25 protein-coding genes, 1 pseudogene and 1 riboswitch are annotated in these 25,875 nt (G+C 62.5%); of the genes and pseudogenes, 13 read left to right on the top strand and 13 right to left on the bottom strand.

What is annotated here, in order from left to right; all coding sequences use genetic code 11:
• Nucleotides 1-32: 32 nt before the first annotated feature.
• Nucleotides 33-112: riboswitch (SAM riboswitch) on the bottom strand.
• Nucleotides 113-288: 176 nt separating this feature from the next.
• The 3 genes from V1283_RS42330 to V1283_RS42320 are packed head-to-tail and all read left to right on the top strand — an operon-like array spanning nt 289 to nt 3,214.
• Entirely contained in the window at nt 289-1,149 is an 861-nt protein-coding gene (locus V1283_RS42330; protein ID WP_334392511.1) for a chorismate mutase, read from the top strand.
• A gap of 29 nt (nt 1,150-1,178) precedes the next feature.
• A complete protein-coding gene (locus V1283_RS42325; protein ID WP_334392510.1) occupies nt 1,179-2,276 on the top strand; it encodes a pyridoxal phosphate-dependent aminotransferase in 1,098 nt (365 codons plus the stop codon).
• Nucleotides 2,273-3,214, top strand: coding sequence for a prephenate/arogenate dehydrogenase family protein (locus V1283_RS42320; protein WP_334392509.1), 942 nt, complete (start codon nt 2,273-2,275; stop codon nt 3,212-3,214). The genes V1283_RS42325 and V1283_RS42320 overlap by 4 nt, the downstream gene beginning before the upstream one ends.
• A 240-nt stretch (nt 3,215-3,454) precedes the next feature.
• Here the strand turns inward: V1283_RS42320 and V1283_RS42315 are convergent, their stop codons facing one another.
• The 8 genes from V1283_RS42315 to V1283_RS42280 form a co-directional block, all read right to left on the bottom strand.
• Nucleotides 3,455-3,679 (bottom strand): hypothetical protein, encoded by a 225-nt coding sequence (locus V1283_RS42315; protein ID WP_334392508.1) that lies wholly within the window; start codon nt 3,677-3,679, stop codon nt 3,455-3,457.
• A 219-nt stretch (nt 3,680-3,898) separates the two neighbouring features.
• Nucleotides 3,899-4,810, bottom strand: coding sequence for a heme o synthase (locus V1283_RS42310; RefSeq protein ID WP_334392507.1), 912 nt, complete (start codon nt 4,808-4,810; stop codon nt 3,899-3,901).
• An 88-nt stretch (nt 4,811-4,898) separates the two neighbouring features.
• The gene (locus tag V1283_RS42305) at nt 4,899-5,192 is read right to left on the bottom strand and encodes a GYD domain-containing protein (protein ID WP_334392506.1); all 294 of its coding nucleotides are present in this window, start codon (nt 5,190-5,192) and stop codon (nt 4,899-4,901) included.
• Between the two features lie 32 nt (nt 5,193-5,224).
• On the bottom strand, nt 5,225-5,623 hold the full coding sequence (locus V1283_RS42300) for a cytochrome C oxidase subunit IV family protein (RefSeq protein ID WP_334392505.1): 399 nt from the start codon (nt 5,621-5,623) through the stop codon (nt 5,225-5,227).
• A 9-nt stretch (nt 5,624-5,632) separates the two neighbouring features.
• Nucleotides 5,633-6,355, bottom strand: a complete 723-nt coding sequence (locus V1283_RS42295; RefSeq protein WP_334392504.1) for a heme-copper oxidase subunit III family protein — start codon at nt 6,353-6,355, stop codon at nt 5,633-5,635.
• Nucleotides 6,356-6,467: 112 nt separating this feature from the next.
• Complete coding sequence (locus V1283_RS42290; RefSeq protein WP_334392503.1) at nt 6,468-7,172, bottom strand: cytochrome c oxidase subunit 3; 705 nt, start codon at nt 7,170-7,172, stop codon at nt 6,468-6,470.
• Complete coding sequence (locus V1283_RS42285) at nt 7,169-8,944, bottom strand: cbb3-type cytochrome c oxidase subunit I (protein ID WP_334392502.1); 1,776 nt, start codon at nt 8,942-8,944, stop codon at nt 7,169-7,171. The genes V1283_RS42290 and V1283_RS42285 overlap by 4 nt, the downstream gene beginning before the upstream one ends.
• A 76-nt stretch (nt 8,945-9,020) precedes the next feature.
• On the bottom strand, nt 9,021-9,854 hold the full coding sequence (locus V1283_RS42280; RefSeq protein ID WP_334392501.1) for a cytochrome c oxidase subunit II: 834 nt from the start codon (nt 9,852-9,854) through the stop codon (nt 9,021-9,023).
• A 532-nt stretch (nt 9,855-10,386) separates the two neighbouring features.
• On the opposite strand from V1283_RS42280, the gene V1283_RS42275 reads away from it, so the two are divergent.
• A complete protein-coding gene (locus tag V1283_RS42275; RefSeq protein WP_334392499.1) occupies nt 10,387-11,295 on the top strand; it encodes a DUF2189 domain-containing protein in 909 nt (302 codons plus the stop codon).
• Nucleotides 11,296-11,838: 543 nt separating this feature from the next.
• Here the strand turns inward: V1283_RS42275 and V1283_RS42270 are convergent.
• Nucleotides 11,839-13,026: a DUF2125 domain-containing protein gene (locus tag V1283_RS42270; RefSeq protein WP_334392498.1), complete on the bottom strand. Its 1,188-nt coding sequence runs from the start codon at nt 13,024-13,026 to the stop codon at nt 11,839-11,841.
• Between the two features lie 110 nt (nt 13,027-13,136).
• On the opposite strand from V1283_RS42270, the gene V1283_RS42265 reads away from it, so the two are divergent.
• The 4 genes from V1283_RS42265 (at nt 13,137) to V1283_RS42250 (ending at nt 18,529) form a co-directional block, all read left to right on the top strand.
• Nucleotides 13,137-13,736 carry a gamma-glutamylcyclotransferase gene (locus V1283_RS42265; RefSeq protein WP_334392497.1) on the top strand — a complete coding sequence of 200 codons (600 nt, stop codon included), beginning with the start codon at nt 13,137-13,139 and terminating at the stop codon, nt 13,734-13,736.
• Between the two features lie 239 nt (nt 13,737-13,975).
• A complete protein-coding gene (locus tag V1283_RS42260; protein ID WP_334392496.1) occupies nt 13,976-17,245 on the top strand; it encodes an AAA family ATPase in 3,270 nt (1,089 codons plus the stop codon).
• 82 nt (nt 17,246-17,327) lie between these two features.
• Nucleotides 17,328-17,807: a hypothetical protein gene (locus tag V1283_RS42255; protein WP_334392495.1), complete on the top strand. Its 480-nt coding sequence runs from the start codon at nt 17,328-17,330 to the stop codon at nt 17,805-17,807.
• Complete coding sequence (locus V1283_RS42250) at nt 17,804-18,529, top strand: class I SAM-dependent methyltransferase (RefSeq protein ID WP_334392494.1); 726 nt, start codon at nt 17,804-17,806, stop codon at nt 18,527-18,529. Before V1283_RS42255 ends, V1283_RS42250 begins: the two co-directional genes overlap by 4 nt.
• Before the next feature lie 161 nt (nt 18,530-18,690).
• Here V1283_RS42250 and V1283_RS42245 read toward each other — a convergent pair whose 3' ends face one another.
• Complete coding sequence (locus V1283_RS42245) at nt 18,691-19,131, bottom strand: hypothetical protein (RefSeq protein ID WP_334393419.1); 441 nt, start codon at nt 19,129-19,131, stop codon at nt 18,691-18,693.
• A 69-nt stretch (nt 19,132-19,200) separates the two neighbouring features.
• Here V1283_RS42245 and V1283_RS42240 point away from each other — a divergent pair, with 69 nt between their 5' ends.
• The 4 genes and pseudogenes from V1283_RS42240 (at nt 19,201) to V1283_RS42225 (ending at nt 22,114) form a co-directional block, all read left to right on the top strand.
• Nucleotides 19,201-19,842, top strand: coding sequence for a cytochrome P450 (locus V1283_RS42240; RefSeq protein ID WP_334393379.1), 642 nt, complete (start codon nt 19,201-19,203; stop codon nt 19,840-19,842).
• Nucleotide 19,843: 1 nt separating this feature from the next.
• Nucleotides 19,844-20,002: pseudogene (locus V1283_RS42235) on the top strand (gamma-glutamylcyclotransferase); the annotation flags it as partial.
• An 80-nt stretch (nt 20,003-20,082) separates the two neighbouring features.
• Complete coding sequence (locus tag V1283_RS42230) at nt 20,083-20,835, top strand: SDR family NAD(P)-dependent oxidoreductase (protein ID WP_334392493.1); 753 nt, start codon at nt 20,083-20,085, stop codon at nt 20,833-20,835.
• Between the two features lie 139 nt (nt 20,836-20,974).
• The gene (locus V1283_RS42225; protein WP_334392492.1) at nt 20,975-22,114 is read left to right on the top strand and encodes an oxidoreductase; all 1,140 of its coding nucleotides are present in this window, start codon (nt 20,975-20,977) and stop codon (nt 22,112-22,114) included.
• 57 nt (nt 22,115-22,171) lie between these two features.
• Here the strand turns inward: V1283_RS42225 and V1283_RS42220 are convergent, their stop codons facing one another.
• The 3 genes from V1283_RS42220 to ftsE all read right to left on the bottom strand — a co-directional run bounded on the left by V1283_RS42220 (nt 22,172) and on the right by ftsE (nt 24,616).
• Nucleotides 22,172-22,888, bottom strand: a complete 717-nt coding sequence (locus V1283_RS42220; RefSeq protein WP_334392491.1) for a YdcF family protein — start codon at nt 22,886-22,888, stop codon at nt 22,172-22,174.
• A 104-nt stretch (nt 22,889-22,992) separates the two neighbouring features.
• Nucleotides 22,993-23,964 carry a cell division protein FtsX gene (locus tag V1283_RS42215; RefSeq protein WP_334392490.1) on the bottom strand — a complete coding sequence of 324 codons (972 nt, stop codon included), beginning with the start codon at nt 23,962-23,964 and terminating at the stop codon, nt 22,993-22,995.
• Complete coding sequence (ftsE, locus tag V1283_RS42210) at nt 23,957-24,616, bottom strand: cell division ATP-binding protein FtsE (protein ID WP_334392489.1); 660 nt, start codon at nt 24,614-24,616, stop codon at nt 23,957-23,959. Before ftsE ends, V1283_RS42215 begins: the two co-directional genes overlap by 8 nt.
• A 360-nt stretch (nt 24,617-24,976) precedes the next feature.
• On the opposite strand from ftsE, the gene V1283_RS42205 reads away from it, so the two are divergent.
• Entirely contained in the window at nt 24,977-25,855 is an 879-nt protein-coding gene (locus V1283_RS42205) for an MJ0042-type zinc finger domain-containing protein (RefSeq protein ID WP_334392488.1), read from the top strand.
• The last annotated feature ends 20 nt before the right edge of the window (nt 25,856-25,875 follow it).

Genomic DNA, 25,875 nt, shown 5'->3' with positions numbered 1-25,875 from the left:
AAAACCCGGCCTGAACAAAGGTTCGGCCGGGATCAACTCTGTCCCCGGCCTGTTTAGCGAGTTGTTTAACGTGGCTGCAAGCCGGCCGGCTCAAATGACCACGGAATGGAACAAAGCTAGTCCCGCCCAGGCATTTCGTCAAGGCAGGCGGGGGGCCGGACAGATGGTTAATCGGATCGTGCAGGGCTCCCCCGTGACGTTTCTCTTTGCTTTCAGCGCCCGTCTTTCCTAATCAATGCGACTGTCTGCCGGCCGCATCGGGCTGTTCCGGCACCAAGGTTTTTTCCGATGTCCAAGGCACCGTTCAAGGCACCCCCGGCCCCGCCCTCGCTGCAGGAACTGCGCAAGGAAATCGATGCGATCGACGAACAGGTCCATCGCCTCCTGATGGCGCGCGGCGACATCATCGACCGGCTGATCCAGGTGAAGCAGACGCAAGAAGTCGGCTCCGCGTTCCGCCCGGCGCGCGAGGCCAGCATGATGCGCGAACTCGTCCGGCGTCATCGCGGCATCCTGCCGCTCGACACCATCGAGAGCATCTGGCGCGTCATCATCTCGACCTTCACATACGTCCAGGCGCCATTCTCGGTGCATGCGGACGTCTCGGTCGGCGAGCCTGCGATGCGGGATTCGGCGCGATTTCATTTCGGCTTCGTCGTGCCTTATGTGGGCCATTTCAGCGCGCAGGCGGCGGTCGAGGCGGTGGCGAAATCGAAGGGCGATCTGGCGCTGGTGTCGGCGACCTCGAGCCGCACGCCATGGTGGCTCGCGCTGGAGGCCAGCGGTGCACCGAAGATCACTGCCCGGCTGCCGTTCCTCGAACGCGCCGATCATCCGGCGGCACTGCCGGTGTTCGTGATCTCCCGGGTCGCCGACGACGCCATGGTGACGGAGGTCCAGTTGTGGAGCGTGCGCGTCGCCGGCTGGAACGCCGATATCGCCCGCGCGCTGGCGCCGCTCGCCGAAATCGTCGCCGTGCCCGACACCGCCTTCGACGGCGCGGCGCTCTTGGTGTCGGATGCCGGCACCGGTTTCGAGAAGATCAAATCCGCCCTGATCCAGGCCGGTGCCTCGGTGCGCTCGTCGGCCCTCGTCGGCAGCCACGCAACGCGCTATACGGTGCCCCCGAACGGGTCGACCAAGGTTTAAACGGCCCGCCCGAAATTCCGGAGTTGAAGATGAACCGCCCCGTGCCGAATCCCGGCATTCTCGATATTGCGCCCTACACGCCCGGCAAGACGCCGGTGCCGGAGCCGGGCCGCAAGGTGTTCAAGCTGTCCGCCAACGAGACCCCGTTCGGGCCGTCGCCGAAGGCGATCGAAGTCTACAAGGCCGCGGCGGCGCATCTGGAGGACTATCCGGAAGGCACTTCGCGGGTGCTGCGCGAGGCGATCGGCCGCGCCTACGGGCTCGATCCCAACCGCATCATCTGCGGCGCCGGCTCGGACGAAATCCTCAATCTCTTGGCGCACACCTATCTCAGCCACGGCGACGAGGCGATCTCCACCGCCCACGGTTTTCTGGTCTACCCGATCGCCACGATGGCGAACGGCGCCAAAAACGTCGTCGCGCCCGAGACCGACTTCACCGCCGACGTCGATGCCATTCTCGCGCGCGTGACGCCGAAGACCAAGTTGGTGTGGCTGGCCAATCCAAACAACCCGACCGGGACTTATGTCCCGTTCGACGAGGTCAAGCGGCTGCGCGCGGGATTACCGCTGCGTGTACTGCTGGTGCTGGACGCCGCCTATGCCGACTATGTGTCGCGCAACGATTACGAACTCGGGCTCGAACTGGTGGCGACCACCGAAAACACCGTCATGACGCATACCTTCTCCAAGATTCACGGGCTGGCGGCTTTGCGGATCGGCTGGATGTTCGGTCCTGCCAGCATCATCGACGCGGTCAACCGGATTCGTGGGCCTTTCAACGTCTCGACGCCGGCGATGCTGGCGGCGGTGGCCGCGATCGAGGACACCGCGCATGTCCAGATGTCGAAGGCGTTCACCGAGCAGTGGCGCAACTGGATCACCGAAGAGGTGACAAAACTCGGGCTGAAGGTGACGCCGAGTGTCGCGAATTTTGTGCTGATCCATTTCCCGCTCGACAAGGGCAAGACCTCGATTGAGGCGGACGCGTTCCTCACCAGACGTGGCCTGGTGCTGCGGGCGCTGAACAATTACGGACTCCCCCACGCCCTGCGCATGACCATCGGCACCGAGGAGGCCAATCGCCTCGTCGTCGACGGCCTGCGCGACTTCATGGCGGCGAAATGAACGGGACGCCGATTTTCCGGCGCGTCGCGCTGATCGGCTTCGGCCTGATCGGCGGCTCGATCGCGCGCGCGGCGCGGGCCCAGGGGCTCGCCAGCGAAATCGTCACCACCGCGCGCTCCGAAAAGACGCGCGCGAGGGTGTTGGAGTTGGGTATCGTCGACCGCGTGCTGGAAACCAACGCGGAAGCCGTCCAGGACGCCGACCTCGTGATCCTCTGCATCCCGGTCGGCGCCTGCGGGCCGGTGGCGCAGGAGATCGCGCCCTTCCTCAAGGCGGGCGCGATCGTCTCCGACGTCGGCTCGGTCAAGGGCGCCATCGTCCGTGAGATGGCGCCGCATCTGCCGGCGAGCGTCCATTTCGTTCCGGCCCATCCGGTGGCGGGCACCGAACACTCCGGACCCGACTCGGGTTTCGCCGAACTCTTCATCAACCGCTGGTGCATCCTCACGCCACCCGACGGCGCCGATCCCATGGCGGTCGAAACGTTGCGCGCGTTCTGGGCCGGCATGGGAGCCAAGGTCGAGATCATGACGCCCGACCATCATGATCTGGTGCTGGCGATCACAAGCCACCTGCCGCATCTGATCGCCTACACCATCGTCGGCACGGCGGACGAGCTGGCGCAGGTGACGTCGTCGGAAGTGATAAAATTCTCCGCCGGCGGCTTTCGCGATTTCACCCGCATCGCGGCTTCCGACCCGACGATGTGGCGTGACGTGTTCCTCAACAACAAGGAAGCCGTGCTGGAAATGCTTGGCACCTTCAATGAGGATCTCTCAAAACTCACCCGCGCGATCCGCCGCAATGACGGCGAAGCGCTGTTCGAGCATTTTACCCGCACCCGTGCCATCCGCCGCGGCATCGTCGAGATCGGCCAGGATTCGGCCGCGCCGGATTTCGGCCGGCCGCATCCGCCGTTGGGGAAGAAGGCGGAGTGATTCTATCGTCGTCCCTGCGAAAGCAGGGACCCATAACCACCGTCGGCGATTTTTTGAAAGAAAGCCGGCCACCATCTCGAAACACAACACCCGCCGCAGCGTATGGGTCCCGGCTCGCGCTTCGCTTGGCCGGGACGACGGCGAGATTCAAAACATCCTTGTAGCCCGGATGAGCGAAGCGATATCCGGGGCGGTGTTGGAGAAGTCCCGGATATCGCTACGCTCATCCGGGCTACGAAACTATTTCCGCGATTTCATGAGCCGCGCGATCGGATGTCGCATCACGAGTCGCGGCGCCATCGCCTGAGCGTCGATCGGCGATCGCGCCGATCCGATGCCGAGGTCGCCATTGGGATGGTAGAATGCATACATCCCAGGCTCGTCTATCATGTGCTGCGCCGACGCGGGCGACCCGACCAGTGCGGAAAACGCCACGACGGCGCCAAAAAACGGGATTCTGATCATCTTGCTTCTCCTCAATATCGACCCTTCAAGGGTCGTCAGAGAGCAAGAGCGGCGTAGCTGCGACTACATTCCCGGCAAAGCTGGATCGGCCGATCACGCTTCGGCGATCCGGATTTGAACGCACGCACACCGAGTTTGATCGCATGAGCACGTAGGATGGGTGGAGCGAAGCGATACCCATCGCTGCCCGGGAAACGAAGCGTTGGACTTCGCTCTAGACTAGAGAGGCTGCACGTAGGGTACAGCATCCATCAACAGCACACCAAAAAGCAGGGCCAGATAGAGCATGGAAAACACGAACAGGCGACGCGCAGGCTGCCTTTCCTTGTCATTGCTCCGACGTACCTGCCATGAGAGAAAAATCATGATCGCTCCAAGCATCGCCGCAGCCGCGCCATAGATCGCCCCCGCGAACCCCGCTGCCCAGGGCAGCAGGGAGACAGCAGCCAGAAGAACGCTATAGAGAAGAATCTGGCGCTTTGTTTCGGCCCGGCCGGCTACGACCGGCAACATCGGCACCCCGGCGCGAGCATATTCTCCGGCAAGATTGAGCGACAGCGCCCAGAAATGGGGTGGTGTCCAAAGGAAGATGATCAGGAACAGGATGAGCGGTTCGAGCCCGACATTCCCTGCGGCCGCGACCCAGCCGATGACAGGAGGGAGTGCACCAGCCGCACCGCCAATGACGATATTTTGCGGTGTTCGGCGCTTGAGCCACATCGTGTAGACGACGACATAGAAGAAAATTGTGAAAGCAAGCAGCGCAGCCGCGGCCATGTTCAGGAAAGCGCCGAGGCTTAGAACGGCGCACGTGCCAAGCATCAGTCCGAAAACCAGTGCTTCCGAGCGCGATACACGGCCGCCGGGAATTGGACGCGTGGCAGTGCGCGCCATCAACGCGTCGATGTCGGCGTCGTACCACATGTTGAGCGCACCTGCGGCGCCAGCTCCGGCGGCTATGCAAAAAAGAGCAACGACACCGGCGAAGGGATCGATGTCGCCCGGTGCGACCATGAGACCGACCAGTGCGGTAAAGACGACCAGCGACATAACGCGCGGTTTCGTCAGCGCGACATAGTCCCCAATGCTGGCATAGCTCGCGCGAACGAGAATTGAACGATTGATTTGCATGAGATCAATGCCTCCTCTTGCCCGCGACAGGCGGCATCTAATGGACCTTGCGAGCTTGCTTCCGGGGACTACCCCCACCTTCTGCCGACTAGCCCAGCGAGCTAATGACTTCCCGATAGGCGGCTTCAGGAAACGCTTTCAGCGTGCGTGTCCGGATGTTCCCCAGCATGCCCAGCTGCAGATTAAAACGCGCCGCGACGGCATCATCAGGAGCTTCATAGATCGCGACCATGTCGTAGTCGCCCATGGTGAGGAAAAAGAGTTTGAACTCGCCGCCCATCTCCTTGAGCGCTTTCTTTGCCGTATCCAGACGACCGGGCGAGTCCTTTACCTTCTGGATGCCCTGGTCGGTCCAATTTGCGAGCATGACGTATGTGGTCATGACCTCCTCCTTCTGATGCGAGGCGGCAGTATCTAGGTCGGCGACGCGAAGAACAGGGCCCGGATGAGGTGCGTGTACTCGGATTCGAACACCATGATGGCCACGAAGATCAGCACCGCCACTGGCGGCAGCAGGATGGCATAGGCCAGCGCCAACCGCTCCCAGGCCATGTGCATGAAGACGGCGACGATCAGGCCGGCCTTCAACACCATGAACAGCAAGATCAGCGACCATCTGAGATAGCCATGGAGGCCAAAGTAGTCGACGAGATAGGAGCAGGTGCTGAGGACGAACAACCATCCCCAGACCACGAGATAGAGCTTGATCGGGTGCTGCTGCCCCTTTACGTGCGTGGTTCCTGCCGCGACTGTGTCATGCGCGTGAGTGCGTAGCGAAGGTTGTTGTCCGTCTATTACTGCTGTGCTTGTCATGCGCCGACCTCACCAAAGATAAAAGAAGGCAAAGATGAAAACCCACACGAGATCGACGAAGTGCCAGTACAGGCCCATGATTTCGACGTTCTCGTAATGGCCTTTCCTGCTCGTGAAGAAACCGCGCCTTTCGACGTCGAAGTCGCCCCGCCAGACCTTTCGCGCGATCGCGATCAGGAAAATCACGCCGATCGTCACGTGGGTGCCGTGGAATCCGGTGATCATGAAGAAGCTTGAACCAAACTGTTCCGCGCCCCAGGGGTTGGCCCAGGGCCGGACGCCCTCCATGATCAGCTTGGTCCATTCGAAGGCCTGCATTCCGACGAAGGTTGCGCCAAATGCCGCTGTGACCAGCATCAACACTGCCGTCTTGGCGCGATCACGGCGGTAGCCGAAATTGACGGCCATCGCCATCGTCCCGCTGCTGCTGATCAGGATGAAGGTCATGATGGCGATCAGGATGAGCGGGATGTGCTTGCCCCCGATATTGAGGGCGAAGACTTCGCTCGGGTTGGGCCACGGCACCGTCGTGGACATTCGCGCGGTCATGTAGGAGAGCAGGAAACAACTGAAGATGAAGGTGTCGCTGAGGAGGAAGATCCACATCATGGCCTTCCCCCAGGAGACATTCTTGAATGCGCGCTGATCCGAGGACCAGTCGTCAGCAATGCCCTGCCAGCCGGCAGCTCGCGCAGGCGATTCTCCAAGGTGAGTCAGCGCAGTCTCTGCCATCTGGTCTCTCCCAGAGCGTTTTCCAGCGAAGTGGACACCGGTTCGCATCAAGAAAACGCGTCAAATCAAAAATCCAGAGCCCCGTTCCGATTTCATCGGAACGGAAAAGGCTCTAGGTGAGCAACCGCCGACAGATGTCGACGAAATCGTCCGTCCAGCCCGTCAGCAGACCAAGCAAGACGAGCCAGACCAACAGCAGGAAGTGCCAGTAGATCGTGCAGAGCTCCACGCTCAGGCGCACCTGGGCCATCTCGGCGCCACGCCACACTTTGGCAGTCGTCCTCTCGAGGGCCACCAGGCCGCCCATCAGGTGCAGCCCGTGCGCCGCGGTGATCATGTAGAAGAAGGAATTGGCCGGATTGGACGTCACGAAATAGCCCGCGGCCCTCAGCTGTTGCCACGCCAGCAATTGCCCCACCAGGAATGTAACGGCGGATGCTGCCCCTGCGCACAGGCCGATGATTACACCGTCCATGTCGTCCCGGCGCGCGGCCACGTATGCCCATTGCAGCGCGACACTGCTCAGGACCAGGACGCCGGTGTTGAACCACAGCAGCGCCGGCACGGGCATTGCCCGCCAGTCCGCCATGTTCATGCGCATGGAGTAGGCGCTGATGAAGAGTGCGAACAACGAGGTGGCGACGGCGAGGAACACTCCCAGTCCGATCTTCGCTGCCGGCAAGGTCATTGCTCCCGTGCCCGGGAAGTCGTCGATCGAACCTTCTTCCAGCCAGGGTTTGGCTGTCAGCCGTTGATGCGAGAGCCACCATCCGACGATGACCGCTATCACAGCCATGAACAGGACGATGGCGCTCACGGAGCAGCTCCCTGAGCAGCTCGTGTCGCCGGTGGCTGGTTCTGCGGAATGAAGTCCTGCGCGGCACCTGGCACGCTGTAGTCATACGCCCAGCGATAGACCACAGGGAGCTCCTTGCCCCAGTTGCCGTGCCCCGGCGGGGTCTCCGGCGTCTGCCACTCCAGTGTCGTCGCCCGCCATGGATTGCCGCCTGAAGGTCTGCCCCTGAACAGGCTCCAGACAAGATTGAACAGGAACACCATCTGGGCGAAGCCCACGATCAAGGCCATGACGGTGATGAAGGCATTGAGCGTATGGACGTTCGGCGTGATGAACGCCGCTTCGCCAAGGTCATGATATCGCCGCGGAACTCCCTGCAGCCCGAGATAATGCATGGGGAAGAAGATCAGATAGGCACCGAGGAACGTGACCCAGAAGTGAAACTTGCCCATCCAGTCATCCAGCATCCGCCCGGTGACCTTGGGGTACCAATGATAGATCGCCCCCAGCACAACCATGATGGGCGCCACGCCCATCACCATGTGGAAATGCGCGACGACGAACATGGTATCCGAAAGCGGCACGTCCACGACGACGTTGCCGAGGAAGAGGCCGGTGAGCCCGCCGTTCACGAATGTGATGATAAAGCCGAGGGCGAACAGCATCGGAACGGTGAGATGAATGTCGCCGCGCCACAGGGTCAGCACCCAGTTGTAGACCTTGATGGCGGTCGGGATCGCGATGATCAGCGTCGTCGTGGCGAAGAAGAACCCGAAATGCGGGTGCATGCCGCTCACATACATGTGGTGCGCCCATACGACGAAACTGAGCGCGCCGATTCCCACGATAGCCCAGACCATCATGCGATAGCCGAAGATGTTCTTTCGCGCATGCGTGCTGATCAGATCGGAAACGATGCCGAAAGCCGGAAGTGCGACGATGTAGACCTCAGGATGGCCGAAGAACCAGAACAGGTGCTGGAACAGGATCGGGCTGCCGCCGCCATACTTCATCTGCTGGCCCATCTCGACGAGTGCGGGCATGAAGAAGCTGGTTCCCAGCAAGCGGTCGAACAGCATCATGACAGAGGCGACGAACAGCGCCGGGAAAGCCAGCAGCGCCATCACGGTAGCCGTGAAAATGCCCCACACCGTCAGGGGCAAACGCATCAACGTCATGCCGCGCGTGCGCGCCTGCAGCACGGTCACCACGTAGTTCAGCCCGCCCATGGTGAAGCCGATGATGAACAGGATCAGCGACGCCAGCATCAGAACGATGCCCCAATCCTGCCCGGGGGTGCCGGAGAGAATCGCCTGCGGCGGGTACAGCGTCCAGCCGGCGCCGGTGGGCCCGCCGGGCACGAAGAAGGTCGACGCCAGCACGACAACTGCGAGCAGGTAGACCCAGTAGCTCAGCATGTTCACATAAGGGAAGACCATGTCCCGGGCGCCGACCATCAGCGGGATAAGGTAGTTGCCGAAGCCTCCCAGAAACAACGCCGTGAGCAGGTAGATCACCATGATCATGCCGTGCATGGTGATGAACTGGAGATATTGATTTGCATCGATAAAGGAGAATGTGCCGGGAAATCCCAGTTGCAGGCGCATCAGCCACGACAGCACCAGCGCGACCAGCCCGATTGCCGACGCCGTCAGCGAGTACTGGATCGCAATGACTTTGGCGTCCTGCGAAAAGACGTAGTGCGTCCACCAGCTTTTGGGGTGATAGAGCTCAACCTCCGGCACTTCTGCAGGCGGAGCGTCCGCGATTGCGTCATACGGGACATCGACCATAGAAATACCTCCTCGGTCGTTTCCATCGGGGGTGAGTTGGTTTCACTTGCCCGATCTATCTGCGCAACGGCACTTTCTACTTGTCGCCGGATTTGTACGTCGCCTTCATAACGGCGTTCCGGCGTGACAGTTCTGCAAACGTCTGCTGCTTCTCCAGCCAGGCGTGATACGCACCCTCTTCGTCGACGATAACCTTGGCTCGCATCTGCGCGTGCGCTGCGCCGCACAGCTCGGCGCACAGCACATCAAACGTTCCGGTTCGGATCGGCGTCATCCAGAAATAGGTGACCATGCCGGGGACCATATCCATCTTGGCCCGGAACTCTGGCACGTAGAAATCGTGCAGGACGTCGACGGAGCGCAGCAAAACCTTGACCGGCTTCCCGACCGGGAGGTGCAAGTCGCCATTTTCGATGACGACGTCGTCTTGCCCGTGCGGGTCGTCGCGATTCAAGCCCATGGGGTTGTCGGGGCCGATGTTGCGGACATTGGTCGTACCCATCCGGCCGTCCTTGCCCGGAAGGCGGAAGCTCCATTGCCACTGCTGGCCCATGACCTCGATCTCGGTGGCGTCGGCCGGAACCGTGACGAACTGGTGCCAGACAAACAGGCCGGGCGCCAACATCGCTGCGACGCCGATTGCGGTCCCAACGGTGAGCCACGATTCGAGCTTCTTGTTCTCAGGATTGTAGTGTGCCTGCCTTCCCTCCTTGTGATGGAAGCGGAAGACGCAATAGGCCATGAACGCGATCACCGCGAAGAACACCACGCCGGTGATCCAGAAGGTGATGCTGATCGTGTGGTCGATGTAGCTCCAGTTGGTGGCGATCGGCGTCCACCACCACGGGCTGTAGATGTGAAACAGCACCGAGCCGACCGCAACCAGAAGCAGTACGATAGCGACAGCCATCCCTCGCTCCTTCTTGCCACTAAAGGCAACGGAGAGGAATCAGAGGGCGGAGCTCGCATCTGTCTCGATGGCTGACTTCACATGCGCCATCGCAGTGCGTCTTGCCTCACCCATTTGACCGGTCGCGACATCAAAACGTGGCACGGAGCACACGTTACGACCGCTAATCATCGGATCCGGGCGTCTGACAATCAAGATGATACGCGTCGCGCCGCGCGTCAATAGATCAATAAAGAACGTTGCGATGCAGCACACTGGTGCCAGCACAATCGCTCGATGATGACGCGATGCACCAAATGACCTCCAGCGTGCACAACTCACCCAGCCGTGAGCGCTATTTTCGTGAGTGCTATTTGACGCCAATCGCGCTAAACTTGCTGGGCAGGTCGCGACAAGTTTCGTCCGGCTAAGCTCCTTCGATGAACTTGAGTTTGCCGTACTCGGCTCGACCGCGACTCTCGCACATCAATGCGGAGACACGCGGGTTGCGGCGTTTTGACCGCCGCTACTGCGAGCACGGGAGGTTGCGCCTATGGCCACCACGTATTCTGACAGCATCGCAAAGTTTGGACGGCATGTATTCGGCGAGGCCGCCACATATCCCATTCGCAGAATCGAACTGTCCGACCTGGGCGAGGCGTTGCGTCTCGGCTGGGAAGACTTCAAGGCCATGCCAAGTCACGCGGTAGTCGTGTGCGTGATTTATCCCGTTCTTGGTATTGCGCTGTTCAGGATGGTCCTTGGCTATTCGGTACTGCCATTGCTGTTCCCGCTGGCCGCCGGGTTTGCCTTGCTTGGACCCTTTGCCGCGATTGGGCTCTACGAGCTCAGCCGCCGCCGCGAGCGCGGCGAGGAAGTCGACGTATCGAAAGCGCTTCAGGTGCTGCGCGCCCCGGCTCTCGGCGCCATGGTCGAGCTCGGCGTGCTCCTGCTCGTTCTGTTCGGAGCCTGGATCGGCGTAGCGAACGCTATCTACGTCTCAATCTTTGGCCACGCACCGGCTGCGAGCATCCCCGATTTTGCAACGCGCGTGCTGACGACGCCGGAAGGCTGGTCGCTCATCCTCGTCGGTTGCGGCGTTGGTTTTCTGTTCGCGGTGGTGGCGCTGTGCGTCAGCGTCGTGTCGTTTCCGTTGATGCTCGACCGGCATGCCACTGCGATCGACGCCATCCGGACGTCGCTGCGGGCGGTGATGAAGAATCCGGTTGCCATGGCCGGGTGGGGGCTGATCGTCGCGGCGCTGCTGGTGATCGGTTCGATACCGCTCTTCGTCGGTCTTGCCGTCGTTCTGCCGGTGCTCGGTCATGCCACCTGGCACCTGTACCGGAAAGTGGTGGAGCCGGATCCCAACCCGCCACAGGAAGAACCTCGCCTGCGGAAAGGACACCGCTACGCGGCGGATTTCCCGGCCAATCTCTTCCCGTGGAGCCGCGAGCGCTAGCTCGTAATGATTGAAGGGATCTACCCGGCAATCGCCGGATTCAGTTACGTGCGCGCCGTCCCAGCAACTGGGACGGCGCAGCGCTGTTGACATGTGCGAGGCGTCTATCACTGATCCGTCAGCGTCCGCCGATGGCTGATCGAGCCTAAAGACCGGCCCCCGATAGCAACAGAACCGCACCGAGTGCCATAAGGAAAAGGCCCGGCCAATTCGTTCCGAGCCCCAGGAATCGCAAGCTGCGCCGTGGCGGCTCCAACGTATCGCGAGCGGGCCGAGAGGAATCGCGGCCACTAAGCGGTCCGCGCCAAATAGCGGTGCGTGCCATGTACAGGAGTCCGCCGATAACGAGGAGCGCGCCAAGTCCCATCAGGAACATCCTCGCCTCCTATTTGTCGCTGCCCCGCACAATACAATTGGACTCAAGCATCCAAGCTCGAAAACGTTCCGGCCAGGCGCTGCAATTCGGCTGGTCGCTGGTCGACGTGAGTCCGGAATGCAAACCAAAGCGAGCATCCATCGGACACTCTGAATTGGGCTGACGTTCTAGAATAGCGGCGGCACCTGCCCTACTTTCAGGGGTCCGAGAAACACCGCGCCGTCGACGAAGCGCAGCGGGAAGGCGCGGGCCTTCTTGCCTTCCAGCTCCGCCTCCTTGCCGAGCGCATTGATGCCCGCGGCGACGCCGGTATTGGCGTTCTGCTTAACGACCTTGCCCAGCCCCGGGATCGCCCGGTCGAGCGCGCCGAACAGATTGTTGAGGTCCTGCGTCTTGACGCCTGGGGCTACGCGATCGAGCGTTGCCTGCGGCACGCCCTCCTCCAGCATCTTTTCGATTCCGAGCGCCGGAATTACTTTCTCGATCCCCGCCACCGTCATCTGCAATTCGCCGTCGATCCGCCCCTGGGCGTTGAGGGTCAACGTGCCCGCGGCCACCGAGACCAGGTCGCCCTGTTGAATCCGCGACCGCACGATCTCGACATGGCCGCCGGCCGCCTGCAACTCCCTGAACCGTTCGGGCCACGGTTTTGGCGAAAAATCCTCCAGGCCGGTCAGCTTGGTATCGATGTCGGCGTCGAACGGCTGAGCGAGCAGCGGGTGCACCTCCTGCACGTTGCCGCCGGATATCCGCAACACGGTTTCGATCACGGGATGATCCTTCGCCGAGCCTTCGGCGAGGCGGCCGTGCAGTTCGACACGGCCGGCGCGCGCGAGCGGCGTCTGCACCGGTCCGTTGATACGGTCGATCGAGGGATTGTCGAACACGATGGAAGCGCGTTGGGGAATATCGGGCAGGCCGCTTACGCTGCTCTGGCCGATGGTCCAGTTCACCTTCAGCGACGGCGGCTGGCCGCGATCGGCCAGCGTGGCCGGCGCCTTGAATTCGGCGATCAGCAATTTCGGCTGGTAGATCTGCGCGATCACCATGATTTCGCCGAGCCGCGCGGTGAACAGCGCCTTCGCGTCCGCCGTCTGCGAGACCAGCGCAACGCTGGCGTCCTCGCAGCTGACTTCGAAGCGGAATGGGAAACCGGCCACCGAACGCTTGCCGCACACATAGACCCGGCCGGATTTGGCCTCCTGCGCCGCCCACGCGTCGGCACGGACGCCGACTTCGGACGCGGCATAGAACCAGAACGCGCTCCACGCCGCGGCGGCGACGACGAGCAGTGCGGGCATGATGAAAAGGCGCCACAGCGGGCGCCGGCGCGGCGCGGGGGTCATGTCAGGCATGCGGCGTCCTTTGGCTAGCGATTTTGTCAAATGTAAGCATCCGCCGATCACAACAAAAGGCATTGATTTCACTTCGCTTTGTCGTTCCGTTCTGGTAGCGGTGCGAGGGCATGTCTGCGATTACGCTGAACGATACGGAATTCTCGACAGGCGACCTCTGGGTGTTCGGCTACGGCTCCCTGATGTGGCGCCCGGGCTTCGAATTCATCGAACGGGTCCCGGCGCGGCTGATCGGCGAACATCGCGCGCTCTGCGTCTATTCCTTCGTCCATCGCGGCACGCCGGAAAAACCCGGCCTCGTGCTCGGGCTCGACCGCGGCGGCGCCTGCCGTGGCGTCGCGTTCCGGGTCGCGGAGAAGAACAGCGCCGCCACCATTGCCTATTTGCGCGAGCGCGAGCAGGTCACCTCGGTTTACCGCGAGGTGAAACGATCGGTGTGGCTGGAGAACGAGGCGCGGCAACGCGTCAGCGCACTCGTCTATGTGGTCGATCGCGGCCACGTGCAGTATGCCGGACGGCTGTCGCCGGCGGAGCAGTTGCGCCACGTGCTGCAAGGGCACGGCCAGTCCGGCGTCAACCGCGACTATGTTCTGGCCACCGTGAAAGCGATCGAGGCGGAAGGTTTCCGCGATTCCCAATTGCACCGGTTGGCGGCGATGCTGCACGACCAGCACCATCCGCCGCTTCCCGCAGAGAACAGCGACCGTTGAGCCGGGGTAATCGGCGGCGTCTCCGTGCATGCGACGGCGTGCGTGGTGGCGTAATCGGGTCGGGACGAGCTGCTGGTGTCACGCGTCGTCACCGATCTGGTCGCTGAGCGCATTAAAATTCTTCCCCGCGCAATACGGGCTCGGCGCCTCCATTCGACCCGTCGGTTTTGCGGGAAAAATTGCCTTAATCTATCGCAACGGTGCCGGCGTTTGACGGGGATTTGGCAACCCGCCTATGTATGGTCATCTGGCGTCTGGCAGCGGCGCCGTTGAAAGGGCCGGCGATGCAATGCGTTCGATGCGGTAGCCTGAACAGGACTGACAACGACTATTGCGAGAACTGTGGTGCGCCTTTTGGGATTAAATGCGACGCGTGCAACCATATTAATGGCTCCGCCAGCCGGTTTTGCGGCCAATGTGGTACGGCGCTGACGCAAAGGGCGGTGGGCGGGGGTCCCTCACAACGTCTGCTTCGGTCCCTCAGTAGCAAGGGCGGCGAGCGCAAGCGCCTGACGGTGCTGTTCGCCGACATTCGGAATTCGACCCGGCTGATAGACAGCCTCGGTGATCCCGAACTCGCGATGCGCCGGCTGGAGCCGGTACTCAACCTCATGAAGGAGGCCGTTCATCGCTACGACGGCATCGTCAACAAGATCCAGGGCGACGGTGTCATGGCGCTGTTCGGCGCACCGCGGCCGCATGAGGACCATGCCGTTCGCGGCTGTCTGGCTGCCTTGGCGATGCAGGATTCGATCGGGCGCCTTGCCGACCCGAGCCTGCAGATCAGGGTCGGCCTGCATACCGGTGAGGTCGTCGTCCAGACCATCGAAAACAGCATCTACCAGACGTATGACGCGGCCGGAGCAAACGTCCATATCGCCAATCGACTGGAGCAGATGTCCGAGGAGGGCTGCACCCTCATCAGCCGCGATACCTATGTCAGTGCCAAGCAGTTCGTGGAGGTCGCGCCGCTTGGCATGCAGGCCGTTCGCGGGATCGCCGCCCCGATCGAGGTTTTCAAGCTGACGGGGCTGCTCAACGCACCGGCGAGCGATGTCTTCCGCAGCGGCAAGCGGCTGACTTCGCTGATCGGGCGCAGCGAACAGGTGGCAGCGCTCGAGAGCGAGCTCGCCCACGCAATCAAGGGCGACGGGCGTGTGGTCGGCGTGGTCGGCGACGCCGGCATCGGCAAGAGCAGGCTCTGCTTCGAATTCGCCGAGAATTGCAGGCGGCAAGGCATCCGCGTGTATGAGGCTCGCGTGCTGGCCCATGGCCGGGCGACGCCGTTTCAGCCGGTGCTCGAACTGTTGCGCGACATTTTCGGTATCCGGCCCAGGGATTCCGTCGAAAAATCGCGCCGCCGGGTGATCGAGCGCTTCGCCCCAATCGCCTCTTCCGAGCAGCAGCTTTTGCTCTTGCTGGAATTTCTCGGTCTTTCGGACCCGCAGCGTCCGCCGCCGAAGCTCGACCCGCGTGCGCTGAAGCTGCAGTTGCTCGATCTGGTCCGAACGCTCGTGCACGTGCGGTCCGATGAAACGCCGGCCGTGGTCCTAATAGAGGATCTCCACTGGATTGACGCGGCGAGCGAGGAGTTCATCGAGACACTGGCGGATGCCGTCGTCCGCACTGCCACATTGCTCATCGTCAATTTCAGGCCGGGCTTCGCGGCTGCCTTCATGAAGCACGCGCACTTTCGTCAGATCGTGATGCCGCCGCTCGAATGGGCGGATGCGGATCGGTTGTTGCGGGAGCATTTCGGCGAGGATCCGTCGCTCGCCCCGCTTACCCGCAATGTCATCGAGCGTGCGCAAGGCAACCCGTTCTTTATCGAAGAACTCGCCACCGCAATCGCGGAGCGCGGCGATTTCGACGGCGAAAGGGGCGCATACCGGCTGAAGCACGGCGTCGACACCATACCGCTGCCGGCGACCGTCCAGGCCGTCGTCGCCGCGCGCATCGACCACCTCGAGGAAATGGCCAAGCAGGTGCTGGAGACCGCCGCCGTGATCGGGCGGCTGGTTGCGATGTCGATCTTGAGGCCGGTCGCAGCCTTGCCCAACCACGAGCTGTTGGAAGCGATCTCGCAGCTCAGGCAGGCGGAACTGCTGTACGATTTGCCGCCCTACGAGCAGGAATTGCTGGCGTTTCGCCATCCGCTGATCCAGGAGGTGGCCTATGCGACGCAACTGCGATCGCGCCTGATCGCGCTGCACGCTTCGGTCGCCAAAACCATCGAAGCCTTTGATTGGGGAAAGCTCGACGAATTTGCCGGCCTTCTTTCCTATCACTACGAGTCAGCCGGCCAGACGCTGGAGGCCGCCACCCATTTGCGGCGGGCGGCGCAGTGGATCGGCCGGACCAACTCTGCGGAAGCATTGCAGAGCTGGAAGAAAGTACGTGGGCTGCTGCAGGATTTGCCGCGATCAGAGCATGTCGACAGTCTCCGCGCCCTTGCCAGCGGCCAAATTCTGAGCTTCGCCTGGCGCGAGGGCATGTCGGCCGACGAAGTGAAGCCGTACGCGGAAGAGGCCATCAGCTTCGCACGGGCTTCCGACAAGATGCACGAACCGATCCTGATCGGTGCATATGGTCGGGTTCTGGCGTCGACCGCGGCGACCGACGACTACGTCAAGCTGGCGCAGGACGCCGTCGAGTTGACCTCTCAGGAAGGGGATGTCGCCCGCTTCGCAACCGTGAACGCCATGCTCAGCCAGGCTTTCTTCATGTCCGGCCGCCTGCTGGAAGCCCATAATGCCGCGGACGTCACGCTTGCCGCCATCGCCGAACAGGGCGGCTTCGACAAGAACGTAACGCTGGGCCTCAATCCCAATCAGATCCTGGGGTTCGATGTCGAGCACTGGGTCAAATGCCTCAAGGCCAGGATCCTGGTCCGGCTCGGTCGATTTCGTGAAGCCGAGCAACGGCTCAAGCAGCTGATGCAGGCGACCCCCGAGCGCGTGGCCGCGGTCGTGCAGTTCATTCCCCATTTTGCCTCGGTCGAGATGGCTTGGGGATTGGGCAAGCCCGAAATGGCGCGGGCGCATGCGGCCAAGGTCGCGGAATTGGCGGAGCTTTCCGGCATGCCGTATTTGCGAGTTGCGGCAATGGTCTGTGATGCACTTGCACATGCAACCGCGGGCGAACTTAACGAGGCCGCCAGCGAGCTCAGAGAGGCGATCGCATTCGCTCGCCATGCCCGCGCGGGTCTCGAATTCGAAGGCCGCATGCTTGCCGATTTTGCTGACGTGCTCTATCGCGCCGGCGATCTCGATGTCGGGTTGGAAGCTTGCGATGAGGCTATTGCAGTCTCGCGGCGGCGAACTGACCGGCTTGCCGAACTGCATGCGACCGTGGTGCGCGGATTGATCCTGGCGGCCGCCGGCGATGTCCGGAACGCTGACGAGATCGATCAGATCATTCTCCGCGCCGATGAGCTGTTGAACGCGTCGGGGGCAGCTTTCTTCGCGCCGCAGTTGGAAAAACTTCGCTTGCAGCTTGAACCACGCTAATGATGTGACACAATGGCCTCGGGTTTAATGACCTTGGGTTTAATGACGTTTTTCTTATTTGGGAGGAAGTATTGTGGGAGCAATGATCAAAGACAGCACGACCCTGGAGATTCTCGTTCAGTTGAACAAGCGATTTGATGCAGATTCATTGCCGGAGATGATTGAACTGCAAAACGAGTTCGAGGTCTTTTCCAGCAAGCGCTCCCTTCAGCAGGCCTTCGCTCTCCTGGGCATCGTGCCGACAGACTGGTCGGAGCGGAGACGCTGGTACAAATTCCTCGATCATCTCAAGAAGTATCCCTCCGATTTGCCCAAAATCAACGGACACGACCGCGTGATAAAGGCCTTCAAGGACGGTCTTGCGGCTGAAAAGCCCATTCCGATCTCGATCAAGTGCCACTCGGCGGCCGAAGATCCCAGGGTGACCGTGGCAAAAGGCCGGCCTGTCGTCTTTACCATCGAGACGCATCTGATCGTGTCCATTCCGACCACGCCCGGACGGGAGGTCCGCAAGCAGGTTGCGGAGATCGCCAGGAAGCGGCGCGCCGCGAAGAAGAAATGACGAGCGGCCTTGAGCGTGTCGATATGGGTGCTCGGCCTGGCGGTGCTGAGGTTCAGCGGGTCTATTCCGACGTCGAGGCCTATTACGGCGCGCGGGTTGCCAAATATGGTGCAACGCCGCGGGGGGTGGATTGGTCGTGCCAGGCCACCCAGAGCCTGCGTTTTGTCCAGCTCCTGAGGATTTGTGATTTCGCAGCACCGTTTGCTTTGAACGACGTCGGTTGCGGGTACGGTGCGCTATGCGCGTTCCTGGACCTGCGCTATCCCGATTCCAGGGTCGACTATCTCGGCGTCGACCTCTCGCGCGCCATGGTCAGCCGGGCGCGCCGGCGCTTCCGAAGGACGGACCGCCGCTTTGCCGTCGGAAAGGCAAGCCCGCGGCCTGCGGACTATTCCGTTGCCAGCGGCGTCATGAACGTCAATGTTGGTTATTCCCGTGCGGTCTGGGAAGATTTCATCGCTGCTGTGCTCCAGGACATGCGACGGACCAGCCGGCGCGGGTTCAGTGTCAACTTCATGAGCGACATGGTCGCTGCATCCGAGGCGCCTGACAATTCACCCGAGACCCGACTCTATCGCACCAGTCCCGAGCGATGGATTCCTTACTGCGAAAACGCGCTCGGCTGTTCGGTCGAGACGCTCGAAAATTACGGAATGCGGGAATTTACGCTGCTAGTCCGCTGCCGGCAGAATTTGGCGAAGGATTTGCCTCTCCGACATTGATTTTCGCGAACCTTGAGGATGAATGCGTGCCTTCCCGGAGTTCGAGGCGTCCGAGCCGACGCGAGACGCCCAAATTCGAAACTGAAGTCGCCACTCTGCTTTCGCCGAGCGCGTATGCCGATGACGCGGCGCTAAACAAGGCCTTCGCCCGCTTGCGTCAACTATCTCCGGTGCACTGGGTGGACGTTCGCGGGATCAAACCTTTTTGGGCGCTGACGCGACATGCCGACGTTTTGTCCGTCGAACTCCGCAGCCAGCAGTTCGGGGCGGAACCACGAACCTATCTGTCCAGCGAAGCCATGGACTTCGCCCTGCGACAGGTCAGCGGCAAGCCACAGGTCGTGCGTGGCCTGACCGAAATGGATGACCCGGACCATGGACGGTATCGCGCCATCCTCCAGCGATCGTTCACCTCGGCTGCGCTCCTGCCCTTGGAAGAATGGCTGCGTGACCGGGCGAAGGTCGCGGTGGACGCCATCGCCGACCGCTCCGGCGTCTGCGATTTTGCGACCAATATTGCGATGCCGTACACGATGCGAGCGATTGCGCACATGCTCGGCTTTCCCGAAGCCGATGATGCGGAGCTGATACGCTTCGTGCACGGATTTGTCGGCGCCGAGGATCCGCGGCGCCGGCTGGCCGAGGAGCCGGCCGAGGCGATGCGTCTCGCCATGCTCGGTCTGCGCGATTACGTTGAAGCTGCGGTTGCCGAGCGGCGGTCATGCCCGCGTCATGATCTGGCAAGCCTGATTGGAAATGCGAAAATCGACGGACAGGAAATCCCGCATTACGAAATGATTTCCTATTTTTACCTGATGCTGACCGGAGGGCACGACACCGTCGCGCTTGCCCTTGCGGGCGGGCTGCACGCGCTTCTCACTTATCCCGACCAGTTCGTGCGGTTGCGTGAGCGGCCAGAACTGTTGGACTGCGCGATCGACGAGATGTTCCGCTGGACCACGCCGCTTCGCCATTTCATGCGCACCGCGCGGCAGGACACCGAGGTTGGCGGCCAGCAAATTCGGGCCGGCGAAGCGCTGGCGCTTTTCTTCGCTTCGGCCAATCGCGATGAATCCGTCTTTGCCGACGCCGGCACGTTCCGTGTCGATCGTTCGCCCAATCCTCACATCGCCTTTGGCCACGGGCCGCATTTCTGCATGGGCTATCAGTTGGCGCGCATGGAAATTCGGGCGCTGTTCTTGGAGCTGTTGCAGAGGGTCGAACACGTCGAACTTGCCGGCGAAGTGCGCCGCGCCCAGTCGACGTTTATCACCGGCATTATCTCGCTGCCTGTGCGTTTTAAGTTCCGATAAGGAAGGTGGGCATCGGCACGGCGTCAACCGCGACTATGTTCTGGCGACGGTTAAAGCGATCGAGGCGGAAGGTTTCCGCGATTCCCAATTGCACCGGCTGGCGGCGATGCTGCACGATGCGCATCATCCGGTTCTTCCCGCAGAGAACAGCGACCGTTGAACCAGGGATGGCGCGGGCAAGGTATCAAAGGGTGGAGTGGCGGCGATGAGACCGCGCATTCGCACTAAAGGAGAGAGACGATGGACCTGAAGGGCGCGGTTGCACTCGTGACGGGCGGCAATGGCGGGTTGGGGCAGCGCATCTGCCACACGCTCGCGCAGGAGGGCGCAGATGTGGCTGTGATGTACGCTCGCAGCCGCGACCAGGCGGAAAGCGTCGCTGGCGAACTAGCGTCGCGTTATCAAATCAATGCTCAAGCCTTCGCGTGTGATATAACCGACGACGCGGCCGTGGATCGGCTGGTAGCGGACGTAACCCGGGCCTTCGGCCGCCTTGATGTTCTGATCAATGACGCCGCTTACAACGTCTCGATCCCGTTCGGCGATCTCGACAATCTGACGCTGGAGGTATGGGACAAGATCATGGCCGTCAACCTGACGGGGCCGATGCGCCTGACCAAGGCGGTGGCCCCAATCATGAAGGCACAGGGGCGTGGCCGCATCGTCAACATCGCTTCGGTGGCGGGGCTCAGCCCAACCGGCTCCTCTATCGCCTATGCCGTGTCGAAGGCGGGGCTCATTCATCTGACGCGTTGCATGGCGGTGGCGCTGGCGCCTGAGACGCTCGTCAACTGCGTGGCACCGGGTCTGCTGGAGGGCACGCGCGCGACCGCCAATCTCCGGTCCGAACAGATCGAGCGTTCCGCATCGAGCTCGCTCCTGAAGAAGGCCGCCGACAAGGACGACTGCGCCGATATGGTGGTCGCCATGTGCCGCACCGAGACGATGACCGGCCAGACCGTCGTCATCGACGCCGGACGCATTTTCCACTAGAACGACTGGCCTTGACCAGACGGTCTCAAGCAGCACTCACCGGTTGCTTGCATGCGCGTCCGGAGGCGCTTTATCTGTCTGCAGCGAACGGGTATCCATTCGGTGCCGCCCGGCTCGAGGAATATCCGAGGTTTGATCGATGGTCGTCTGGTCTCCTTTCAGGTTCAACAGTGGGCGCGAGATGGCCAATCGGTTTGCGATTGCGCCGCTGACAACGGATTCTTCCCATGAAGACGGGACGGCTCCCGACAACGAACTCGAATTTGTCCGGCGGCGTGCTGCCAGCGGATTCGGAGCCACCATTTCTTCCGCCGCTTACGTCGAACAGGATGGGCGCTCCTGGCAGGGAATAGGTGCTGCCCATGATGGGCACTTGCCCAGTCTCAATCGGCTCGCCGAAGCCATGCGTGCGGCGGGAGGTCTCGCGATTCTCCAGATCTATGACGGCGGCCGCATCGCAAAGCCCGAGTTGATCGGCGAGCAATCTCTGCGTGCGCCTTCCGCCGTCGCATCGTTGCGTCCTGGAGCAAAGACACCAAGGGTGATGACGTCCGATGAGATTGAAAGCCTGATTGCAAGCTTTCGCGAGGCTGCTTCGCTCGCGCGAAAGGCCGGCTTCGACGGCGTCGAGGTTCATGGCGCCAACCACTACGCGGTTCATCAGTTCTTTTCACCTCGGGCCAATCATCGCGTCGATAAGTGGGGAGGCACGCTTTCAAAACGCATGAACTTCCCACTCGCCGTCGCGCAGGCCGTTCGCGACGCGCTTGGTCCAAAGCTGATCGCAGGGTTTCGCGTTACGCCGTTCGAGGCCGAGTCGGATGGTTATACGCTTGAAGACAGCAAACTACTCTGCAATGAACTTGCGAAGCTCAATCTCGATTACATCTCCGTTTCGCTCGATGATTATCGCAACAGCCGGCCGGTGGGAGAGACCCGTGTTTACAATGGTCCCGTCGCGAAGATCGATACCCCGGCAGAGAGCCCCATCACGGCATTCGCCCGCGTCATAGCCGGCCGCAGCGCGGTCATGGCCAGCGGCGGGATCAAGACCTGCATGGATGCTGAGGGCGCGACCAGGTTGGGAGCCGATCTGGTTGCGGTAGGACGCGCCGTGGTAGTCGATCCGGAGTGGCTTTCCAAAGTCCGAAGCAAGTGTGAAGCATCGATCCTTGCGGGACTGCCGAAGGATGAACTCGAGATAGCCAGAGCTTTAAGCATTCCTCCGCGAATGGTCGAATACCTGTTGAGCCGTCCAGGCTGGATCCCTCGGCTTTAGACCTGACCTTCTCGGACGGCATGGAGCCGGACGCACCATTCGCGGATTTGTACGCGCCTAGTTGGCCTGCGCCGTCGCCGGCCGGCGCGGCGCCGGCGCGGGCTGATCGGAAAATTCGGGCGCCAGGTCGATGCCGGCGCCGGCCAGCCACACGCGCACCTCGGCGGCAACATATTTCGCGTATTCCGACAGCAACAGACGCAGCGTCGCACCGCTGGTCCACCACGGCTCGTCGCGCCATCGGTCGCCGACCACCACGAACGGAATCAGCGTGACATCAGGCATCGCATGCGACAATTCAACGATGGCGCGCGGCATGTGGTAGTTCGACGTCACCACGATCAGCGATTTGAAGCCGCGCTCGCGGGCCCAGCGCCGCGTCTCCGCGGCATTGCTGCGCGTGTTGACGGCGGAGCGGTCGAGATCGACGCAGCAGCGCAACAGCAGCGACTGGTTGTCGGGCAGCGAGCGCGAAATATCGCTCACCGCGTTGGTCGGATGCACGCCCGAAATCAACAGCCGCTTGCCGTAGCCGCCGGCCAGCAATTCCATCGCATCCGACACCCGCGACGAGCCGCCGGTGAGCACCACGATCCCGTCGGCGTTGCGCGCCGGCTTGATTTCGACGCCGCGCAATTGCGAGAGAAAGGCGATGAAGCCAACGGCCGCGCCGACGAACAGGATCGCCATGGCCCCGACGATGGCCGCGCGCAGCCATCCGCGCGGCCGCGCGGCCCGTGCCCTCGGCGTGCTGTCGTCGTGCTGCAAACCCATGTGGTCCTTCCCACGCGCAATTCTAGAAGGTTTTCAGACGAAGTGGAGTCCCGGTCCCAGGTCAAGGACGTGACTTGCTTCACTGCAAAACGCCATTGGCCGGCTCAATCGATGTCGTCCAGCGTGGCGAACAGTGTTCGCCGCGACGCCCAGGCGGTAATGGCGGCGATCGCCACGGCCTGTACCGCGAGCGCCAGATAACCCGAGGGCGGCAGCGAAAACGTCCCCAGCAGGGCGGCGAACTGATCGCCGACGGGGGTGCCGGAGAACCAGGCGGCGATCGATTCGGAGAAGCCGAAACCCAGCATCGCGGCGCCGCCGCCGATCACCCCGCCCTCCAGCCCGAGCCTGAGAAAATGCCGCAGGAAATGGTTGGCGATATAGCGGTCGCCGGCGCCGACGAAGTGCAGCACCTCGACGATCGGGCGGTTCGCCGCCATCGCGCCGCGGGTCGCGAACGACACCGAGATGATCGTCGCCGCGATCACCAGCACGAGGATGCCGATGCCGGCAAATACCGTCGCCCCGGTCATCGAGCGCATGCGCTCGATCCAGGCGCGGTGATCGTCGACGCTCGCCGACGGCGCCACCTGCGTCACCCTGGCGCGCAATGCCGCGAGGTCCAGCGTGGTGCCGGGCTGCACGCGCGCGACGATGACGCGGGGCACCGGCAACTGCTCGATCGACAGCCCGCTGCCGAGCCATGGCTCCAGCAACCTGGCCGATTCGTCCTTGGTGAACGGCTTGACCTGGACGATGCCGGGCTGCGTCCGCATCGCTTCCGCCGCCGCCGTCACGTCACGTTCGAGATCGCGCCCGGCCTGCGGGCGCACCTGCATGGTGATTTCGCTGGCGACTTCCGACTGCCATTCCGCGGCCGATGCGCTGACCAGCAGCACGGTGCCTGTCGTGATCGACGCGAGGAACGTCATGATGGCGACGACGGCGACCAGCGCGCGGCCGGAGATCGACGCCCGCGGGACGATCGGCGACATGTTGCGCGCGCGCGCCGGGACCTGCGGGCGCTCGGTCCCGAGGTCCACTAGTGGCCCGTGTTCGTCACTCATCCTACTCATAGATGTGCAGCCGTCCCTGATGCAGCACCATCCGCCGCGCCTCGTACTGGTCCATCAGCGTGATGTCGTGGGTCGCGATGATGACGGCGGTGCCCAGCCGGTTCAGTTCGATGAACAGCCGCAGCAGGCGCCGGCCGAGCGTCGGGTCGACGCTGCCGGTCGGCTCGTCCGCCAGCAGCAGTTGCGGCCGCGAGATCACCGCGCGCGCAATCGCGGCGCGCTGCTTCTCACCGCCCGACAGGATCGGCGGCAGCGCATCCATGCGCTCGCCGAGGCCGACCCATTTCAGGAGGTCGATCACCTCGCGGCGGTAGCTGGATTCGTCGCGGCCCATCACGCGGAACGGCAGCGCCACGTTCTCATAGGTCGTCATGTGGTCGAGCAGGCGAAAATCCTGCAGCACGATGCCGATCTTCTGGCGCATGTTCGCCACCTGATCCTTGCCGAGCAGCGAGACGTCCTGGCCGAACAGGTTGACGAGGCCACGGGTCGGTCGAATTGACAGAAACAACAGCCGCAGCAGCGAGGTCTTGCCCGCGCCCGAGGGGCCGGTGAGAAACTGGAAGGAATGCGCCGGAATCAGGAAAGTAAGGTCGCGCAGAATCTCCGGGCCGAGCCCGTACCGCAAACCGACATTTTCGAACCGAACCAAGCTCAGCTCCGCTCGACATGAGCCGTGGCCGAGCTGCGCTCGGCATGGGCAGTAGCCGAGCTCCGCTCGGCGTGGGCAGTAGCCGAGCTCCGCTCGGCATAGGCAGTGGCCGAGCCGCGCTCGGCGTGGATCGTGACCGAGCTGCGCTCGGCATCGACAGTGGCCGAGCTCCGCTCGGCGTGGGCCGCGGCCATAAACCCCGGACTTGAACCTGAACCTGGACCCGAACCCGAACTTTGGGCTTGCGGCCCGCCGGTTCGGGAACCAACCGGACAAAACGGTTTTGCGACCGTTATGGTTTCCGATTCGTTAACAGTCGCTATGTAGCATCCGGACAAAGACACGGTAGAGATGGGCTCCATGCATATCGTTTGCCCTCATTGTACAACATCTTACGCCATCAATCCGGCCACCCTGGGACCCGGCGGGCGGACCGTCCGCTGCTCGCGCTGCAAGGAAACCTGGCAGGCGCGGCCCGAAGACGCGATCGAAATGGCGGCCGCCATGCCCGCGGCCATGCCAGGTTCGGGGCAATCGGCCCCGCCGGCGCCGAACGATGCCGCGGCCGAATGGGAAGCGCTGGCGCGCGAGGAAGAAGGACAGGACGCCCCTGTTGTCGAGAGCCCCTCGATTTCGGCCGGCTGGCCGGCCGAGGGCGAAGGTTCGCAACCAGGCGGCGACAGCGACTGGCCGTCGGCCGCCCGGCAGGATGTGGAGGACCATGAGGAGATCACCACGCACCGCCAGCGGCTGGCCCGCCTTTTTCGGCTGCCGTCCCTGCCCCGCATCCCCTTCATACCCTCCGTCGGTCTGCCGACCGCCTGCGCCGCGATGGGCGCGCTGATCCTGGCGCTGATGATCTGGCGCGCCGACGTCGTGCGGCTGTTGCCGCAAACTGCGACGTTCTACACGATGGTCGGGCTGGAAGTGAACCTGCGCGGGCTGGCGTTCAAGGACATCAAGGTCGGCAACGAAACCGTGGACGGCAAGCCGGTGCTGGTCATCGAAGGCATGATCGTCGCCCAGACCAAAAACCCGGTCGAATTGCCGCGGCTGCGCTTTTCCGTCCGCGACGCGCAAGGCACGGAAATCTACGCCTGGAACGCGGTGCTCGAGCAGCCGGTGCTCAAACCCGGCGAGCGCGCCTACTTCAAGTCGCGGCTGGCCTCGCCGCCGCCCGAAGGCCGCAATATTGACGTACGCTTTTTCAACAAGCGGGATTTGGCCGGCCACGCCTGAAGGAAGGCCGCCTGCCCCGC

Source organism: Bradyrhizobium sp. AZCC 2262 (genome assembly GCF_036924535.1).
Lineage (GTDB): Bacteria > Pseudomonadota > Alphaproteobacteria > Rhizobiales > Xanthobacteraceae > Bradyrhizobium.
This window is presented reverse-complemented; position numbering and strand designations above follow the sequence as displayed.